This window comes from Paraburkholderia caledonica, from assembly GCF_000383275.1.
Taxonomy (GTDB): domain Bacteria; phylum Pseudomonadota; class Gammaproteobacteria; order Burkholderiales; family Burkholderiaceae; genus Paraburkholderia; species Paraburkholderia caledonica.
Genome location: NZ_KB911052.1, coordinates 15085 through 33087 on the forward strand (window position 1 = coordinate 15085; position 18003 = coordinate 33087).

14 protein-coding genes are annotated in these 18003 nt (G+C 62.6%); 13 read left to right on the forward strand and 1 reads right to left on the reverse strand.

Features of this window, described 5'->3' with window-relative positions; genetic code table 11:
- The first annotated feature begins 9 nt into the window (after positions 1-9).
- The 11 genes from mraY to lpxC all read left to right on the forward strand — a co-directional run bounded on the left by mraY (position 10) and on the right by lpxC (position 12919).
- Positions 10-1179 (forward strand): phospho-N-acetylmuramoyl-pentapeptide-transferase, encoded by a 1170-nt coding sequence (gene mraY, locus H281_RS0132040; RefSeq protein ID WP_020071217.1) that lies wholly within the window; start codon positions 10-12, stop codon positions 1177-1179.
- Positions 1180-1202: 23 nt separating this feature from the next.
- Positions 1203-2717, forward strand: coding sequence for a UDP-N-acetylmuramoyl-L-alanine--D-glutamate ligase (gene murD / locus H281_RS0132045; protein WP_020071218.1), 1515 nt, complete (start codon positions 1203-1205; stop codon positions 2715-2717).
- Positions 2714-3982, forward strand: coding sequence for a putative lipid II flippase FtsW (ftsW, locus tag H281_RS0132050; RefSeq protein ID WP_020071219.1), 1269 nt, complete (start codon positions 2714-2716; stop codon positions 3980-3982). The genes murD and ftsW overlap by 4 nt, the downstream gene beginning before the upstream one ends.
- Positions 3983-4103: 121 nt before the next feature.
- Complete coding sequence (gene murG / locus H281_RS0132060) at positions 4104-5222, forward strand: undecaprenyldiphospho-muramoylpentapeptide beta-N-acetylglucosaminyltransferase (RefSeq protein WP_020071221.1); 1119 nt, start codon at positions 4104-4106, stop codon at positions 5220-5222.
- Entirely contained in the window at positions 5219-6622 is a 1404-nt protein-coding gene (murC, locus tag H281_RS0132065; protein WP_020071222.1) for a UDP-N-acetylmuramate--L-alanine ligase, read from the forward strand. Before murG ends, murC begins: the two co-directional genes overlap by 4 nt.
- A gap of 1 nt (position 6623) precedes the next feature.
- Positions 6624-7577, forward strand: coding sequence for a D-alanine--D-alanine ligase (locus tag H281_RS0132070; RefSeq protein WP_020071223.1), 954 nt, complete (start codon positions 6624-6626; stop codon positions 7575-7577).
- Between the two features lie 49 nt (positions 7578-7626).
- A complete protein-coding gene (locus H281_RS0132075; RefSeq protein WP_020071224.1) occupies positions 7627-8379 on the forward strand; it encodes a cell division protein FtsQ/DivIB in 753 nt (250 codons plus the stop codon).
- 27 nt (positions 8380-8406) lie between these two features.
- On the forward strand, positions 8407-9639 hold the full coding sequence (gene ftsA, locus H281_RS0132080) for a cell division protein FtsA (protein ID WP_012434417.1): 1233 nt from the start codon (positions 8407-8409) through the stop codon (positions 9637-9639).
- A 149-nt stretch (positions 9640-9788) separates the two neighbouring features.
- Positions 9789-10985 (forward strand): cell division protein FtsZ, encoded by a 1197-nt coding sequence (gene ftsZ / locus H281_RS0132085; protein WP_020071225.1) that lies wholly within the window; start codon positions 9789-9791, stop codon positions 10983-10985.
- A 217-nt stretch (positions 10986-11202) separates the two neighbouring features.
- On the forward strand, positions 11203-11706 hold the full coding sequence (locus H281_RS0132090) for a peroxiredoxin (protein WP_020071226.1): 504 nt from the start codon (positions 11203-11205) through the stop codon (positions 11704-11706).
- Between the two features lie 295 nt (positions 11707-12001).
- On the forward strand, positions 12002-12919 hold the full coding sequence (gene lpxC / locus H281_RS0132095) for a UDP-3-O-acyl-N-acetylglucosamine deacetylase (RefSeq protein ID WP_020071227.1): 918 nt from the start codon (positions 12002-12004) through the stop codon (positions 12917-12919).
- An 84-nt stretch (positions 12920-13003) separates the two neighbouring features.
- On the opposite strand, the gene H281_RS0132100 is transcribed toward lpxC, so the two are convergent.
- Positions 13004-13489, reverse strand: coding sequence for a DciA family protein (locus H281_RS0132100; RefSeq protein WP_020071228.1), 486 nt, complete (start codon positions 13487-13489; stop codon positions 13004-13006).
- A 289-nt stretch (positions 13490-13778) separates the two neighbouring features.
- Here H281_RS0132100 and secA point away from each other — a divergent pair, with 289 nt between their 5' ends.
- Together secA and argJ are read left to right on the forward strand one after the other, a co-directional pair.
- On the forward strand, positions 13779-16589 hold the full coding sequence (secA, locus tag H281_RS0132105; RefSeq protein WP_020071229.1) for a preprotein translocase subunit SecA: 2811 nt from the start codon (positions 13779-13781) through the stop codon (positions 16587-16589).
- Between the two features lie 163 nt (positions 16590-16752).
- On the forward strand, positions 16753-17994 hold the full coding sequence (gene argJ, locus H281_RS0132110; RefSeq protein ID WP_020071230.1) for a bifunctional glutamate N-acetyltransferase/amino-acid acetyltransferase ArgJ: 1242 nt from the start codon (positions 16753-16755) through the stop codon (positions 17992-17994).
- Positions 17995-18003 lie beyond the last annotated feature (9 nt).

Below are 18003 nucleotides of genomic sequence, written 5' to 3' on the forward strand. Positions count from 1 at the left end.
GACCGAAGCATGCTACTGGCGCTGGCGCAATGGCTGCAGAATGACGCAAGCTTCTTGCGCGTGTTCAGTTATCTCACTTTCCGCGCGGTGATGGCGACCATCACCGCGCTGCTGATCGGGCTCGTCTGCGGCCCGGCGGTGATTCGCAAGCTGACCGCCATGAAGGTCGGTCAGGCTGTTCGTAAAGACGGTCCGCAAACGCACCTCGTGAAATCCGGCACGCCGACCATGGGCGGTGTGCTGATTCTGCTCGGCATCGCCGTGGCCACGCTGTTGTGGGCGGACCTGACCAATCGGTTCATCTGGATCGTGATTCTCGTTACGTTCGGCTTCGGCGTGATCGGTTGGGTCGACGATTACCGCAAGGTCGTCTACAAGGACCCGCGCGGCATGTCGTCGCGCGAAAAGTATTTCTGGCAGTCGGTGATCGGTCTGTTCGCCGCGGTGTACCTCGCGTTCAGCGTGTCGGAGGCGAGCAACGTGCGCGTGTTCGACCTGTTCATGGCGTGGGTGCGCAGCGGCTTGTCGATGGGCTTGCCCGCGCGTGCCGACCTGATGTTGCCGTTCGTCAAATCGATCAGCTATCCGCTCGGCGTGTGGGGCTTCATCGTGCTGACGTATCTGGTCATCGTCGGCGCGAGCAATGCGGTCAATCTCACTGATGGTCTCGACGGCCTCGTGATCATGCCGGTAGTGCTGGTCGGCGCATCGCTCGGCGTGTTCGCTTACGTGATGGGCAGCTCGGTCTACTCGAAATACCTGTTGTTTCCGCATATCGCCGGCGCGGGCGAATTACTGATTTTCTGCTCGGCAATGGGCGGCGCGGGGCTCGCGTTTCTCTGGTTCAACACGCATCCGGCGCAAATGTTCATGGGCGATGTCGGCGCGCTCGCGCTCGGCGGCGCGCTCGGCACGGTCGCGGTAATCGTGCGCCAGGAAATCGTGCTTTTCATCATGGGCGGCATTTTCGTCGCGGAAACGCTTTCCGTGATGTTGCAGGTGGCGTGGTTCAAATTCACCAAGCGGCGTTTCGGCGAAGGCCGGCGTCTCTTCAAGATGGCGCCGCTGCATCACCACTTCGAATTGTCGGGTTGGAAGGAGACGCAAGTGGTCGTGCGCTTCTGGATCATCACGTTGATGTTGTGTCTGTTCGGATTGTCCACGCTCAAGTTGCGTTAAGCAGGTATTAGGGGAAGCAGGCGATGTTCGGCGAGAAGTTTCGGGATCGGCAAAAGCCGATGGTGCTCGTGCTGGGACTGGGTGAATCCGGTCTCGCGATGGCGCGCTGGTGCGCGCGGCACGGCTGTCGGCTGCGTGTGGCCGATACGCGCGAAGTACCGCCGAATCTGTCCGCACTGGAAGCGCATGGCGTGGACGCTGCTTTTGTCGGCGGCCCGTTTTCGCCTGTGTTGCTCGAAGGCGTGGAGCTCGTTGCGATCAGCCCGGGTTTGTCGCCGCTCGCCGCCGACCTGCTGCCGCTGATCACCGCGGCCCGCGAGCAGGGCATCCCCGTGTGGGGCGAGCTCGAACTGTTCTCCCAAGCGCTGAAAACGCTCGGCGAGAGCGGCTACGCACCGAAAGTCATCGCGATCACCGGCACCAACGGCAAGACCACGACTACCAGCCTGACGGGCCTGCTGTGCGAACGTGCGGGCAAGAAGGTCGCGGTGGCGGGCAACATCAGCCCCGCGCTGCTCGACAAACTGAGCGAAGCGATCGACAACACCGCGCTGCCCGACGTGTGGGTGCTCGAACTGTCGAGCTTCCAGCTTGAAACAGCGCATACGTTCGAGCCGGACGCCGCGGCAATTCTCAACATCACGCAGGATCACCTCGACTGGCATGGCGGCCTCGACGCGTACGCCGCCGCGAAGGGCCGGATCTTCGGTACACAAACGGTGCGCGTGCTTAATCGCGACGACGCGCGCGTGATGGCGCTCGCGCCTTCCGACGCTAGCGACATCGAAGTCGTGACCTTCGGCGTAACCGAACCGAAGAGCGACGGCGACTACGGTCTGTTGCGCGACAACGGCATGATCTGGCTCGTCGAAGCACACGATCTCGACGCGAGCGACGAACCCGCACCGAAGCGTCGTCGCAAGAACGAAGCGGTTACGCCGCCGAACATTGCGCTGAAGCGCCTGATGCCGGCGGACGCCTTGCGCATTCGCGGCCTGCATAACGCGGCCAACGCGCTTGCCGCCTATGCGCTCGCGCGCGCCATCGGCCTGCCGGGCGCGCGTCTTTTGCATGGCTTGCGCGAGTATCACGGCGAGCCGCATCGCGTGGAACTGATTGCATCGATCGACGGCATTGATTATGTCGACGACAGCAAAGGCACTAACGTGGGCGCGACGGTTGCCGCACTCGACGGTCTCGCGCAGCGCGTCGTGCTGATTGCAGGCGGCGACGGCAAGGGCCAGGACTTCGAGCCGCTTGCCGCGCCGGTCATGCGCTGGTGCCGCGCAGTAATGCTGATTGGCCGTGACGCGCCGCAGATTCGCGCGGCGCTCGAAGAGACCGGCATCGCGATGACTGACCACGCCACGCTCGAAGAAGCGACGCGTGCGGCAACGGCGCTCGCGCAACCGGGCGACGCCATCCTGTTGTCACCGGCTTGCGCGAGCTTCGACATGTTCAAGGGTTATGCGCATCGTGCGGCGGTGTTCCGCAGCACGGTAGAAGAAATCGCGGCCGAACGGGGGACGATGATATGAGCTGGTCCGAACGATTCGGTTCACGCGCCGCCGCCAATGGCGACCCGGCAAGCGCCACGCGCGCTGCCGGCCGCACGGGCGGCAGCGGTCTCGCGAGCGCCGTCAACGGTGTGCGGCCGTTGCGCTCGCGCATGCTCGACTACGATCATTCGCTGCTGTGGGTGGTCGTCGCGCTGCTCGGGCTTGGCGTGGTGATGGTGTACTCCGCGTCGATCGCAATGCCCGACTCGCCGAAGTACGCGTCGTACCGCGATTACGCGTTCCTGGTGCGTCAGATCATTTTCGTGGTCATGGGCGCGGTGGTCGGCGTCGTGGCGTTCCGCGTTCCGATTTCGACGTGGGACAAATACGCGCCAAAGCTATTCCTGATTTCGCTCGTCGCCCTGGTGATCGTGCTGATTCCGCACGTCGGCAAAGGCGTGAACGGCGCGCGCCGCTGGATTCCGCTCGGCATCACGAACATGCAGCCGTCCGAAATCATGAAGCTCGCGGTGACGATCTACGCGGCGAACTACACGGTACGCAAGCAGGAATATATGCACAGCTTCGCCAAAGGCTTTCTGCCGATGGCAATGGCGGTGGGTTTCGTCGGCGCGTTGCTGCTACTCGAGCCGGACATGGGCGCATTCATGGTGATCGCGGCGATCGCGATGGGCCTGTTGTTCCTCGGCGGCGTGAACGGCAAGCTGTTCGGTGGGCTGGTCGCGACCGCGGTCGGCACGTTCAGTTTGCTGGTGTGGGCATCGCCGTGGCGGCGCGAGCGGATCTTTGCTTACCTGGATCCGTGGGACGACCGTTACGCGCAGGGCAAAGCCTATCAATTGACGCACTCGCTGATCGCGTTCGGCCGCGGCGAGTGGTTCGGCGTAGGTCTCGGCGGCAGCGTCGAGAAGCTCAACTATCTGCCCGAAGCGCATACCGACTTCATTCTCGCGGTGATCGGCGAGGAACTCGGCTTCGTCGGCGTGCTCGTCGTGATCCTGATGTTTTACTGGATTGTGCGCCGCGCGTTCGAGATCGGCCGCCAGGCGCTCGCGCTCGACCGCACGTTCGCGGGCCTGGTCGCGAAGGGCGTCGGCATCTGGTTCGGCGCGCAGACGTTTATCAACATGGGCGTGAACCTCGGCTTGCTGCCGACTAAAGGTCTGACGTTGCCGCTCGTCAGCTATGGCGGTTCCGGCATCTTGCTGAACTGCGTCGCCGTCGCGGTGTTGATGCGCGTCGATTACGAAAACCGTGTGTTGATGCGTGGGGGGAAGGTATGACCCTCACGCAGCAACGCACGATTTCGGCGAAGGCTAACTTCGTGCGCAAGGCGCGCGAAGTTAAGCGAAGCGGCCGCAGCCACAACCGGTTTTCATTCATGTTGATGCGTGGAGGGAAGGTATGACCCCCATGCAGCAACGCACGCTGATGGTGATGGCCGGCGGCACCGGGGGACACGTGTTCCCCGGGCTCGCGGTCGCGCATCTGATGCAGGCGTGGGGCTGGAAAGTCGTATGGCTCGGCAACCCTGCCGGCATGGAAGCCACGCTCGTGCCGAAGCACGGCATTCCCATGGAATACGTGCGCTTTGGCGGACTGCGCGGCAAGGGCCTGAAGACCAAGTTGATGTTGCCGCTGAATCTGCTGCGCGCATGCACGCAGAGTCTGAGCGTGCTGCGTCGCGTGAAGCCGGATGTCGTGCTCGGCATGGGCGGTTACATCACGTTTCCGGCCGGACTGATGACCGCATTGAGCGGGCGTCCTCTCGTGCTGCATGAGCAGAATTCGATTGCAGGCCTCGCGAACAAGGTCCTGGCGAAGCTTGCCAGGCGCGTGCTGGTTGCGTTTCCGAATGCGTTGCCGCACGGCGAATGGACCGGTAATCCGATTCGTGCGGAACTTGCGCGCGCGATTGCGCCCAAAGCACGCTATGCAGAACGCAACGGTCCGCTGAACGTGCTGGTGGTCGGTGGCAGTCTCGGCGCTGCGGCGCTCAACGAAGTGGTGCCGCGCGCAGTCGCGCTGCTCGGTGCGAACGAACGGCCGCGCATCGTGCATCAGGCTGGCGCCAAGCATATCGACGCGCTGCGCGAGAACTACGCGGCGGCTGGCTTGCAAGCGGGCGCGGACGTGCAACTCGTGCCGTTCATCGACGACATGACGAGCGCCTATGCGAAAGCCGATCTCGTGATTTGCCGCTCGGGCGCAATGACGGTGTCCGAAATTTCAGCAGTAGGTGTGGCCGCGTTGTTCGTGCCGTTCCCGTATGCGGTGGACGATCATCAGACCACTAATGCAGCGTTTCTCGCCGATAACGGCGCAGCGCTGGTCGTGCAGCAACGCGATCTGTCGGCGGAAAAACTCGCCGACTGGTTGCGCAGCCAGACGCGGGAAAGTCTCGCGGAGATGGCAGAGCGTTCGCGCTCGCTCGCGAAACCCGACGCCACGGAACAGGTCGCGAAGATTTGCGCGACTGTGGCGGGTTCGATTTCGGGCGCGAGCCCAGAAGGAAAGCAATGAAACACATCGTCAAACATATTCACTTTGTCGGCATCGGCGGTGTCGGCATGAGCGGCATCGCGGAGGTGCTGGTCAACCTCGGCTATCAGGTGAGCGGCTCGGATCTGTCGAGCAATGCGGTGACCGATCGACTCGCCGCGCTCGGCGCGCGCATTGCGATCGGTCATGCCGCGGAGAACATAGAAGGCGCTAACGCTGTGGTCGTCTCGACCGCCGTACGCAGCGACAACCCCGAAGTGCTGGCGGCGCGTCATCGCCGTATTCCGATCGTGCCGCGCGCGGTGATGCTCGCGGAACTGATGCGCCTGAAACAGGGCATTGCGATTGCCGGCACGCACGGCAAGACCACGACCACGTCGCTGGTGGCAAGCGTGCTCGCCGCGGGCGGGCTCGATCCGACCTTCGTGATTGGCGGCAGGCTGATCAGCGCGGGCGCGAATGCGCGCCTCGGCACCGGCGACTTCATCGTGGCGGAAGCGGACGAGTCGGACGCGTCGTTCCTGAATCTGTTTCCGGTGATCGAAGTCATTACGAACATTGACGCCGATCACATGGACACCTACGGCCACGACTTCGCGCGGCTCAAGCAGGCGTTCATCGAATTCACGCACCGTTTGCCGTTTTACGGCATCGCAGTACTGTGCGTCGACGATCCGAACGTGAAGGAAATTCTGCCGTTCGTGTCGAAGCCGATCATCCGCTACGGCTTCGCTCCGGATGCACAGGTGCGGGCGGTGAACGTTCAGGCACGCGACGGCAAGATGCATTTCACGGCAATGCGCGAAGACGCGCCGCCGATCGACATCGTGTTGAACCTGCCCGGCGAGCACAACGTGCAGAACGCGTTGGCCGCGATCGCCATCGCGACTGAACTCGAAGTGAAAGATGCCGACATTCAGCGGGCGCTGGCCGATTTCAACGGCGTGGGCCGGCGTTTTCAGCGCTATGGCGAAGTGCCCGTGGTCGGGGAAGGCAACACGTCGGGCGCCTACACGCTGGTCGACGACTACGGTCATCACCCTGTCGAAATGGCGGCAACGGTTGCGGCGGCGCGCGGTGCATTCCCGGGGCGGCGTCTGGTACTCGCATTCCAGCCTCACCGCTTCACGCGTACGCGCGACTGTTTCGAGGATTTCGTAAAGGTGCTGTCCACGGTGGACGCGCTCGTGCTGACCGAAGTCTATTCGGCGGGCGAAGCGCCGATCGTCGCGGCGGACGGCCGCGCGCTCGCGCGTGCGTTGCGCGTGGCGGGCAAGGTGGAGCCCGTGTTCGTCGATACGGTGGACGAAGTGCCGGACGCGCTTGCAGCACTCGTGCGCGACGGCGATGTAGTGATCACGATGGGCGCGGGTTCGATCGGCAGTGTGCCGGGTCGTCTCGCTCTCGAAACGAAGGTGTGAGATGAGCAGTATCCAGTCAGATCAACTCGCTAAACAATTCGGCAAAGTGGCCGTGCTGCTCGGTGGAAATTCCGCCGAGCGCGAGGTGTCGCTCAATTCCGGGCGCCTCGTGCTGCAAGGTCTGCGCGATGCCGGCGTCGACGCACATCCGTTCGATCCGGCCGAGCGTCCGCTTGCCGCGTTGAAGGAAGAAGGCTTCGTGCGCGCGTTCAATGCGCTGCACGGCGGCTATGGCGAAAACGGCCAGATTCAGGGCGCGCTCGACTTTTACGGCATCAAGTACACGGGCAGCGGCGTGCTTGGCTCGGCGCTCGGGCTCGATAAATTCCGCACCAAGCTCGTGTGGCAGCAACTCGGTATTCCGACGCCGCCGTTCGAAGCCGTACTGCGCGGCGACGACTACGAAGCGCGCGCGAAAGACATCGTCGCGAAGCTCGGATTGCCGCTTTTCGTGAAGCCGGCAAGCGAAGGCTCGAGCGTCGCGGTCATCAAGGTGAAAAGCGCCGACGCATTGCCGGCTGCGCTCGTCGAAGCCGTCAAGTACGACAAGATCGTGGTGGTCGAAAAGAGTATTGAAGGCGGCGGCGAATACACGGCGTGCATCGCGGGCGACTTGGATTTGCCGGTGATCCACATCGTGCCGGCCGGCGAGTTTTACGACTATCACGCGAAGTACATCGCGAACGACACGCAGTATCTGATTCCGTGCGGTCTGGCGGCAGACGACGAAGCGCGCCTGAAAGTGCTGGCGCGACGTGCGTTCGACGTGCTCGGCTGCACCGATTGGGGCCGCGCCGACTTCATGCTGGACGCCGACGGCAACCCGTATTTTCTGGAAGTGAACACGGCGCCCGGCATGACCGATCACTCGCTGCCGCCGAAAGCGGCGCGCGCGGTGGGCATCAGCTATCAGGAACTGGTTGTCGGCGTATTGGCGCTGACGCTCAAGGATTAACGGGCAGCACTAACCGAAGCACTAACCGGGGCAACCCGAAAGCAACACCATGTGGAACAACGTTCGCCAGCTCAATTTCGCCGCCAACGCATTGCATGCGTTGCTGGTGCTCGTGCTGCTGGCGGCGGGCGGTTACTGGCTGATCCAGCGCCCGAATTTCGCGCTGCGCGAAATCCAGATCGACGGCGATACCGAGCATATCAATTCGCCGACGGTGCGCGCAGGCGTGGTCGGGCGGCTGAAGGGCAACTTCTTCACGGTCGATCTCGACGTCGCGCGCCAGGCGTTCGAGCAGATGCCGTGGGTGCGTCACGCGAGCGTGCGGCGCGTCTGGCCGAATGCGCTCGCTGTCACGCTCGAAGAGTACAAACCGCTTGGCACGTGGGGCAGCGATCAACTGGTGAGCGTCGACGGCGATCTGTTCACCGCGAACCAGGGCGAGCTGGAGCAGGACCTGCCCGCGTTCGACGGCCCGGACGGTACGGCGAAAGAAGTGGTCGCGCGTTATCACGACTTTCAGAAGTGGTTCGCGCCGCTTGGCGCCACGCCCGAAGAAGTGACGTTGTCGCCGCGTTACGCGTGGACCGTCAAGCTGTCGAACGGCATGCAGGTGGAGTTGGGGCGCGAGCGCAATCAGGACACGCTGCTCGATCGGAGCAAGCGCCTAACCGCGGCCTGGAACGCGGTGACGCAACGTTGGGGAAAGGATATCGAGTATGCGGACTTGCGCTATCCGAACGGTTTCGCGATTCGTGCCGCTGGCATGCGCTTTATCAGCGAACCCGACAAGGGCAAGAAGTAAACGGACATCACACGCAATGAGCACGCTATGAGTAAAGACTATAAAGATCTGCTGGTCGCCCTCGACATCGGGACGTCGAAGGTGGTGGCCATCGTCGCCGAGCTGAAGGGCGAAGGTCACTACGAGGTGATCGGCCTCGGCCAGAGCGAATCGAAGGGGCTCAAGAAAGGCGTGGTGGTGAATATCGAAGCCACCGTGCAGTCCATTCAGCGCGCGCTCGAAGAAGCCGAGCTGATGGCCGACTGCAAGATCACGAACGTCTTCACCGGCATTGCCGGCAGCCATATCCGCAGCTTCAATTCGAGCGGCATGGTGGCGATCAAGGAAAAGGAAGTCACGCAGGCCGATGTGGCGCGCGTGATCGAAACGGCGAAGGCGATCAACATTCCGACTGACCAGCAGGTGCTGCATATCCTCACGCAGGAATTCATCATCGACGGTCAGGAAGATGTGCGCGAGCCGATCGGCATGAGCGGCATCCGGCTCGAAGTGAAGGTGCATATCGTCACGGGCGCGGTGAGCGCGGCGCAGAACATCGTGAAGTGCGTGCGCCGCTGCGGGCTCGAAGTGAACGATCTGATTCTGCAGCCGCTCGCGTCGTCGCTCGCAGTGCTGACGGAAGACGAAAAGGAACTGGGCGTGGTGCTGGTCGACATCGGCGGCGGCACGACGGACATTGCGATTTTCAGCGAAGGCGCGATCCGTCATACGGCGGTGATTCCGATCGCCGGCGACCAGATCACGAGCGACATCGCCATGGCTTTGCGCACGCCGACGCCGGATGCTGAAGACATCAAGGTCGACTACGGCATCGCCAAACAGGCGCTGGCCGATCCGGACGAAATGATCGAAGTGCCGGGTCTCGGCGAGCGCGGCCCGCGCACGCTGTCGCGCCAGGCGCTGGCGGCGGTCGTCGAGCCGCGTGTCGAAGAACTGTTTTCGCTCGTGCAGCAGGTGGTGCGCGAGTCGGGTTACGAGGAACTGCTGAGTTCCGGCGTGGTGCTGACCGGCGGCGCGTCGATGATGCTCGGCATGGTCGAACTGGGCGAAGACATTTTCCTGAAGCCCGTGCGTATCGGCGTGCCGGAATACGCGGGCGGTCTTGCCGACGTGGTGCGCAACCCGCGCTATTCGACGGCGATGGGCCTGCTTGTCGAAGGACGCTCGCAACGCATGCGCGGCCGCAAGGTGGCGGTGCAGTCGGGTTCGATGGGGCAAGTGTTCACGCGCATGAAGGACTGGTTCCTCGGCAACTTTTAAGAATTTGTTTTACCGAGCAGGTTTCAACGGGTTTTCGACAGTTTCAGAAATACGCGCTGGTGCCGGCGGCCGGCGCGCGACAGGGGGTTGCCCGATCTCTTGCCGAATAACGGCCGAGTGGCTGAATTTTTTATCTTGACGGAGGCAACATGGAATTCCAGATGCTGGAAACCGAAACGAACGGCACCATCATCAAGGTGGTCGGAGTAGGTGGCGCTGGCGGCAATGCCGTTCAGCACATGATCAACAAGGGCGTGCAAGGCGTCGACTTCATCGTGATGAACACGGACGCACAGGCTTTGTCGCGTTCGCGCGCCACCGCGGTGATCCAGTTGGGCAACACGGGTTTGGGCGCCGGCGCCAAGCCGGAGATGGGCCACGCCGCAGCGCAGGAAGCACGTGAGCGCATCGCCGACGCATTGCGCGGCGCGCACATGGTCTTCATCACGGCCGGCATGGGCGGCGGCACGGGCACGGGCGCAGCGCCGGTGGTCGCGCAGATCGCGAAGGAAATGGGGATCTTGACCGTAGGCGTGGTCAGCAAGCCGTTCGAATTCGAAGGCGGCAAGCGCATGCGTGTGGCAGAAGCCGGTTCGCAGCAACTGGAGGATCACGTCGACTCGCTGATCGTCGTTCTGAACGACAAGCTGTTCGAGGTGATGGGCGATGACGCCGAGATGGACAAGTGCTTCCAGTGCGCAGACGACGTTCTGAACAACGCAGTTGCCGGCATCGCGGAAATCATCAACGTCGACGGTCTGGTGAACGTCGACTTCGAAGACGTGAAGACGGTGATGGGCGAGCAGGGCAAGGCGATGATGGGCACGGCGACGGTTGCCGGCGTCGATCGCGCGCGTCTCGCTGCCGAGCAGGCTGTTGCCAGCCCGCTGCTGGAAGGTGTGGATCTGTCGGGCGCGCGTGGCGTGCTGGTGAACATCACGTCGAGCCGTTCGCTGCGTCTGTCTGAAACGCGCGAAGTGATGAACACCATCAAGAGCTATGCTGCAGAAGACGCGACCGTGATTTTCGGCGCGGTGTACGACGATGCAATGGGCGACGCGCTGCGCGTGACGGTCGTGGCAACGGGTCTCGGCCGTGCGGCGAAGAAGCAGCAATCGGCACCTATGACGCTGCTGCGCACCGGCACCGACAATCAGCCGATCAGCACGCAACACGCGGCCTACGCAACGCCGTCGCACGCGAGCACGGCCGACTACGGCGCGCTGGACACGCCGGCTGTGTGGCGCACGTCGCGCGACACCGCGGCTTCGCACGTGCAGGCGCTGCAGGAAAAGGGCGTCGACACGTACGACATTCCGGCATTCCTGCGTAAGCAGGCGGACTGAGCGCACGGGCAGGCTTTCGCTGCCGCGCCTGTTCCTGGGCGTTGGCGGACGAATGCACGAGCGTGGCGGGTGAACGGCAAACAAGCCGCGTATCGTCGGATTCGCGGCAAGGACAAGTGCCCTCTTCGGAAAACGAAGCGGTTTGGGCAACTGTCGCCGATTCACTGCGACACGATGACGTGCGAGAGACGCTTCGCATCGATGCAAAGGACTGAGCATGATTCAAGCTGGTGACAAGCTGCCCGACGCAACGCTCTTCGAGTATGTCGAAGACGAGCGCGCGGGCTGCACGATCGGGCCTAATAGCTTCGACGTGCGCGAGCAGACGGCGGGCAAGCGTGTGGTGATCTTCGGATTGCCTGGCGCGTTCACGCCGACCTGTTCTGCCAAGCACGTACCGGGTTATGTCGAATACGCCGAGCAGTTGCACGCGCTCGGCGTCGACGAAATCTGGTGTGTGTCCGTGAACGACGCGTTCGTGATGGGCGCGTGGGGACGCGATCTGCACGCCTCGGGCAAGGTGCGCATGATGGCGGATGGCAGTGCGGCTTTCACACGAGCGCTTGGTCTCGAGCAGGATTTGTCGGCGCGCGGCATGGGAATCCGTTCCCAGCGCTACGCGATGGTTGTCGACGACGGCGTGGTCAAGACGCTGAACGTCGAGGCTGCGGGCAAATTCGAAGTGAGCGATGCAAGGAGTATCCTCGCTACGTTGAGCTAGTTATGGCGGCGTCATCACGCTGACGCGGCACGCGGGAAACCGCGTTGTACCGCGGCAACAGTGAATGCGACGCTTTTGTGACAGGCCGTTACGCGGGCCGACGACCGGAAACGCCTCCGTTCCGGACGTCGGCCCGTCACGCTTTCCCTCACGGGCGCCCAATGAATAATGTGGGTAACGCAGCGAAACAGATTGATACGTTCCGTGCGAAGACGCTTCTTAGGGTTATGGAGTATAATTCGTGCTATGGAACAAAAAGTCCCGATTGGGATTTTCAATCGAATAAAAGATCACCATGTTGAAGCAGCGCACCATCAAATCAATCGTCAAGACGGTCGGCATCGGCTTGCACTCCGGCCGTAAGGTCGACCTGACGCTTCGCCCGGCAGCGCCGGACACGGGCATCGTGTTTTCGCGCGTGGATTTGCCCACGCCGGTGGACATTCCCGCGTCGGCAATGGCGATCGGCGATACACGTCTCGCTTCCGTGTTGCAGAAAGACGGCGCGCGCGTCTCGACCATCGAGCATTTGATGTCCGCCTGCGCCGGACTCGGCATCGACAACCTTTATGTCGACGTCACCGCTGAAGAAATTCCGATCATGGACGGCAGCGCCGGATCGTTCGTGTTTCTGATTCAATCCGCGGGAATCGAAGAGCAGAACGCAGCGAAGAAATTCATCAAGGTCACCAAGCCGGTCGAGATTCGTGACGGCGATAAATTCGCCCGGCTCGATCCGTATTTCGGTTTCAAGCTCAAATTCACGATTGATTTCCGTCACCCGGCTGTCGATAAAACCGGCCAGGCGCTGGAAGTCGATTTCGCCAATACGTCGTACGTACGCGAAATCGCTCGCGCACGCACGTTCGGTTTTGCCCACGAAGTGGAAATGATGCGTGAGTTGGGCCTCGCACGCGGCGGCAGCATGGACAACGCGATCGTGCTCGACGAGTACCGCATTCTGAACAACGACGGTTTGCGTTACGACGACGAGTTCGTCAAACACAAGATGTTGGACGCGATCGGCGACCTGTACGTGGTGGGCCATCCTTTGCTGGCTTCGTACAACGCGTACAAATCGGGCCACGGCTTGAACAACGCACTGCTGCGGGAACTGCTCGCGCATGAAGATTCGTACGAGATCGTCACTTTCGACGACACGCGCAAGGCGCCGCGCGGCTTCGCTTATGAGACGCAGACGGCTTTTGCGTAACGAATTAACTTCACCTCTTCGGTGAAATCTCCGAAGCGAACACACGAAAAATAAGCGGCTCAAACGAGCCGCTTTTTCTTTTGTTCAGCGATTTCTCCGATGCCGCGCCGCCATTTTCGCCAACGCTTCCTGCAGCGGCGAGGGCGCAAGCGACTCGCTGAGTGCGTGTAGCGCCTCGGCGCCGACGGGCGTCATGCGCGCCTGCTTGACCGGCGGCGGCTCCTTAGCGGGCTGCGGCCGCACACGGATACGCAGCGCGTTGACCGGCCAGCCGCGCTGCTGGAGGTCCGACAGCAACCGCGGCTCCAGATGCCGCAGTCGCGCCGCCAGCGCGTTGTGAGCGGCGAAAAGCGCCAGCACGCCTTCCTTGATAAAACTGGGTTCCACGCTCGTCGCCAGATAATCGGGCAGCAGGTCCCGCAGGTCTTTCTCCAACGCGGCGATCTGCTCGACGCCTGCCCGCAGCGCGGCAAACGCGTCGGTGCGATTGAGCACTTCGGCTACCGGCTGGGGCCGGCGCACGTTGAACTGCTTTGGCGGCGGCCTTGAAAACGAGGGGAAACGGCTCATGTTTGACAGTGGCGGCGCGTTCGCACCCAATGCGCGAACACGCCCCGATTGTACCGCGCGGGATGCACGCAGACCCGCCCGTGTGTACGCCGTCGAAGGGCGGCGCGGCGGGCTCCGCTGCCTTGCCGGCGTCGCGCTGGCGACATCAGCGCAGGCGGGGGCGCGTGCTAAAATGCCCGATTCGAATTCACTCTTGGACTAAGCCGCCGAGGCCACTCCGACCCCGGAGCGCGCGTGCTTTAATCGCACGCCGCAACCCAGCCGAAGCCGCGACGCAGACACCGATCCGATGACCACCGGTTTTCTACAGAAGATTTTTGGCAGCCGCAACCAGCGGCTAGTCAAGCAATATCAAAAGACCGTCGCGGCGATCAATGCGCTCGAACCGCAGATCGAGCAATTGACGGACGATCAACTGCGCGCGAAAACGGACGAGTTCCGCCAACGCGTCGCGAGCGGCGAGTCGCTGGATAAACTGCTGCCGGAAGCGTTCGCGGTCTGCCGCGAGGCGAGCAAGCGGGTGCTGAAAATGCGCCACTTCGACGTGCAGCTGATCGGCGGCATGGTTCTGCACTACGGCAAGATCGGCGAAATGCGCACGGGCGAAGGCAAGACGCTCGTCGCCACGCTGCCGGTGTATCTGAATGCGTTGTCAGGTCGCGGTGTTCACGTCGTCACGGTGAACGACTATCTGGCCCAGCGCGACGCCGAGTGGATGGCGCGCCTCTACAACTTCCTCGGTATGTCCGTCGGCATCAATCTGTCGCAGATGGACCACGAGATGAAGCAGCAGGCATACGCGGCCGACATCACGTACGGTACGAACAACGAGTTCGGCTTCGACTACCTGCGCGATAACATGGTGTACGAGCCGGAAGCCCGCGTGCAGCGAGCGCTGAACTTCGCCGTGGTCGACGAAGTGGACTCGATCCTGATCGACGAAGCGCGTACCCCGCTGATCATCTCCGGTCAGGCAGAAGATCACACCGAACTCTACGTGCGCATGAACGCGCTGCCGCCGCTGCTCGAGCGTCAGATTGGCGAAGAAAAGGCTGACGGCACAGGCGTGGAAAAGCCGGGCGACTACACGCTCGACGAGAAAGGCCGCCAGGTCTTCCTGACCGAATCGGGCCACGAGAAAGCGGAGCGTCTGCTCGCCGAGTGGGGCCTGATCGGCGAGGGCGAAAGCCTGTACGCGCCGCAGAACATCACGCTGATGCACCATGTGTACGCCGCACTGCGCGCACACACGCTGTTCTACAAGGATCAGCACTACGTGGTGCAAAACGGCGAGGTGATCATCGTCGACGAATTCACCGGCCGTCTGATGGCCGGCCGCCGCTGGTCGGACGGCTTGCACCAGGCTGTCGAGGCGAAGGAGCACGTGAAGATTCAGAGCGAGAACCAGACGCTCGCTTCCATCACGTTCCAGAACTACTTCCGTATGTACGCCAAGCTGTCCGGCATGACCGGCACGGCCGACACCGAAGCGTATGAATTCAACGAGATCTACGGTCTCGAAACGGTCGTGATCCCGACTAACCGTCCGCCGAAGCGGATCGACAAGCAGGATCAGATCTACAAGACCGCCAAGGAACGTTACGACGCGGTGATCCGCGACATCCGTGACTGCTACGAGCGCGGTCAGCCGGTGCTGGTCGGCACCACGTCGATTGAAAATTCGGAACTGCTCTCGCATCTGCTGAAGCAGGCCGGTTTGCCGCACGAGGTGCTCAACGCGAAGCAGCACGCGCGTGAAGCGGAGATCGTGGCGGAAGCGGGCCGGCCGAAGCGCATTACGATCGCCACGAACATGGCCGGTCGCGGCACTGACATCGTGCTCGGCGGCAATGCGGAAAAACAGGCGTCGTTCATTGAACTCGACGAGACAATCCCCGACGACGAAAAGCAGCGCCGCATCCAGAAGCTGCATGACGAATGGCAGGCGTTGCACGATCAGGTGAAGGCCGCGGGCGGTCTGCACATCATCGGCACGGAGCGCCACGAATCGCGGCGGATCGACAACCAGTTGCGCGGCCGTGCGGGCCGTCAGGGCGACCCGGGTTCGTCGCGCTTTTACCTGTCGCTGGAAGATCCGCTGCTGCGCATTTTCGCGGGCGACCGTGTGCGCGCGATCATGGACCGCCTGAAGATGCCGGAAGGCGAGGCGATCGAAGCGGGCATCGTCTCGCGTTCCATCGAATCGGCGCAGCGCAAGGTCGAGGCGCGCAACTTCGACATCCGCAAGCAACTGCTCGAATACGACGACGTCTCGAACGATCAGCGCAAGGTGATCTACCAGCAGCGCAACGAACTGCTCGAGGCGAACGACATTACCGAAACCATCGGCGCGATGCGTCATGGCGTGATCGCGGAGATCGTTCACCAGGTCGTGCCGGCGGGCAGCATTGAAGAACAGTGGGACGTGCCGGAACTGGAGGAAGTGCTGCGCAACGAATGGCAGCTCGACCTCGCGATCCAGGAAATGATCAACGAGTCGAACTCGATCACGTCCGACGAAATTCTCGAAGCGGTGCAAGCCGCCGCAGACGAAGCATACGAAGCCAAGGTCGAACTGGTCGGCCGCGAGTCGTTCAGCGCGTTCGAACGTTCGATCATGCTGCAAACGCTCGACCGCAGCTGGCGCGAACATCTCGCCGCGCTCGACCACTTGCGTCAGGGCATCCATCTGCGTGGCTATGCGCAGAAAAACCCGAAGCAGGAATACAAGCGCGAGGCGTTCGAACTGTTCGCCGCCATGCTCGACGCGGTGAAGCTCGAAGTCACTCGCGTGGTGATGAACGTGCAGATCCAGTCGCCCGAGCAGTTGGAGCAGGCGGCCGAACAGATGGAAGAGCAGGGCGGCCACCTCGAGAACGTCGAGTTCCGTCACGCCGAATTTGCCGAAGCTTCGTCCGCGGCACCCGCTGCGGCGGAGGCCGCAACTGCCGCGATGATCGGCGACGCGATGAGCCACGGCTCCTCGCCGCAAACGGCGTCGCCCGTTGGCACGGACAATGTGCCGAAGGTCGGCCGCAATGATCCGTGCCCGTGCGGCAGCGGCAAGAAGTACAAGCAGTGTCACGGCAAGATCGCATAATGCCTTGGGCGGCGCGCTGACAAGCGCGCCGCGTCGCATGGCGCAGTCTTTCCTCACCGTGTTGTGTTGCTGATTTCGCGGTGGTCCGGCATCTGGCCGAGCTACCAGTTCCGTTTCCCTCAATGCCGGCACTCGCCGGCATTTTCTTCGACAGGTCGCGACCATGGCTGTCAATTTCCCCTCGATCGATCCCGCTCAACTGCATCCCGTCGCCGGCGTCACGCTCGGTTGGGCGGAGGCGAACATTCGCAAGCCGAACCGCAAGGACGTGCTCGTCATTTCCGTCGACGAAGGCGCGACGGTAGGCGGCGTCTTCACGCAGAACCGCTTCTGCGCGGCGCCGGTCACGGTGTGCCGCGAGAATCTGGAGCGCGTGCGCGCCGGCGGCAAGCCGATTCGGGCCTTGGTGATCAACACCGGAAACGCGAACGCGGGCACCGGCGAGCCGGGTCTCGTCGCGGCGCGCGAAACCTGCGTGGAACTTGCGCGCCTCGCCGACATCGCGCCGGAGCAGGTGCTGCCGTTTTCAACGGGCGTGATTCTGGAGCCGTTGCCGGTGGATCGTCTGAAGGCGGGTTTGCCGGCCGCGCTCGCGAACCGCAAGGAAGCCAACTGGTATGACGCCGCACAGGCGATCATGACCACCGACACGTTGCCGAAGGCGACCTCGCGCCAGGTCACGATCGACGGCCACACGGTCACGCTGACCGGCATCAGCAAGGGCGCCGGCATGATCAAGCCGAACATGGCGACCATGCTCGGCTTCCTCGCGTTCGACGCGGCGGTTGCTCAGCCGGTGCTCGACGCGCTGGTCAAACACGTTGCAGACCGGTCGTTCAACTGCATCACGATTGACGGCGATACGTCGACGAACGATTCGTTCATCCTGATCGCGTCGGGCAAATCGAGCCTGCCGGCGATCACGTCCACCGACTCGCCCGCTTACGCAGCGTTGCGCGACGCGGTGACCGAAGTCGCACAGACGCTCGCGCAGCTGATCGTGCGCGACGGCGAAGGTGCGACCAAATTCATGACGGTGCACGTAGAAGGCGGTTCGAGCGTCGGCGAATGCCGGCAGATCGCGTACGCGATCGGCCACTCGCCGCTCGTGAAGACAGCCTTTTATGCATCGGACCCGAACCTCGGCCGCATTCTCGCGGCTATCGGCTATGCCGGCATCGACGATCTCGACGTCGGCAAGATCGATCTGTATCTGGACGACGTGCTGGTCGCGACTGCCGGCGGCCGCAATCCGGCGTACCGCGAAGAAGACGGCCAGCGCGTCATGAAAAAGAGCGAGATCGGCATTCGCGTCGTGCTCGGCCGCGGCAATGCGCAAGCCACGATCTGGACTTGCGATCTGTCGCACGACTACGTGAGCATCAACGCCGACTACCGCTCGTAACCAGGTTCA

Bases quoted from the DNA above. Each gene is read 5' to 3' on its own strand.
- murD (WP_020071218.1), top strand. From the start codon at position 1,203: ATGTTCGGCGAGAAGTTTCGGGATCGGCAAAAGCCGATGGTGCTCGTG.
- H281_RS0132090 (WP_020071226.1), top strand. From the start codon at position 11,203: ATGATTCAAGCTGGTGACAAGCTGCCCGACGCAACGCTCTTCGAGTAT.
- ftsW (WP_020071219.1), top strand. From the start codon at position 2,714: ATGAGCTGGTCCGAACGATTCGGTTCACGCGCCGCCGCCAATGGCGAC.
- H281_RS0132075 (WP_020071224.1), top strand. From the start codon at position 7,627: ATGTGGAACAACGTTCGCCAGCTCAATTTCGCCGCCAACGCATTGCAT.
- mraY (WP_020071217.1), top strand. From the start codon at position 10: ATGCTACTGGCGCTGGCGCAATGGCTGCAGAATGACGCAAGCTTCTTG.
- murC (WP_020071222.1), top strand. From the start codon at position 5,219: ATGAAACACATCGTCAAACATATTCACTTTGTCGGCATCGGCGGTGTC.
- H281_RS0132070 (WP_020071223.1), top strand. From the start codon at position 6,624: ATGAGCAGTATCCAGTCAGATCAACTCGCTAAACAATTCGGCAAAGTG.
- secA (WP_020071229.1), top strand. From the start codon at position 13,779: ATGACCACCGGTTTTCTACAGAAGATTTTTGGCAGCCGCAACCAGCGG.
- ftsZ (WP_020071225.1), top strand. From the start codon at position 9,789: ATGGAATTCCAGATGCTGGAAACCGAAACGAACGGCACCATCATCAAG.
- H281_RS0132100 (WP_020071228.1), bottom strand. From the start codon at position 13,489: ATGAGCCGTTTCCCCTCGTTTTCAAGGCCGCCGCCAAAGCAGTTCAAC.
- argJ (WP_020071230.1), top strand. From the start codon at position 16,753: ATGGCTGTCAATTTCCCCTCGATCGATCCCGCTCAACTGCATCCCGTC.
- murG (WP_020071221.1), top strand. From the start codon at position 4,104: ATGACCCCCATGCAGCAACGCACGCTGATGGTGATGGCCGGCGGCACC.
- ftsA (WP_012434417.1), top strand. From the start codon at position 8,407: ATGAGTAAAGACTATAAAGATCTGCTGGTCGCCCTCGACATCGGGACG.
- lpxC (WP_020071227.1), top strand. From the start codon at position 12,002: ATGTTGAAGCAGCGCACCATCAAATCAATCGTCAAGACGGTCGGCATC.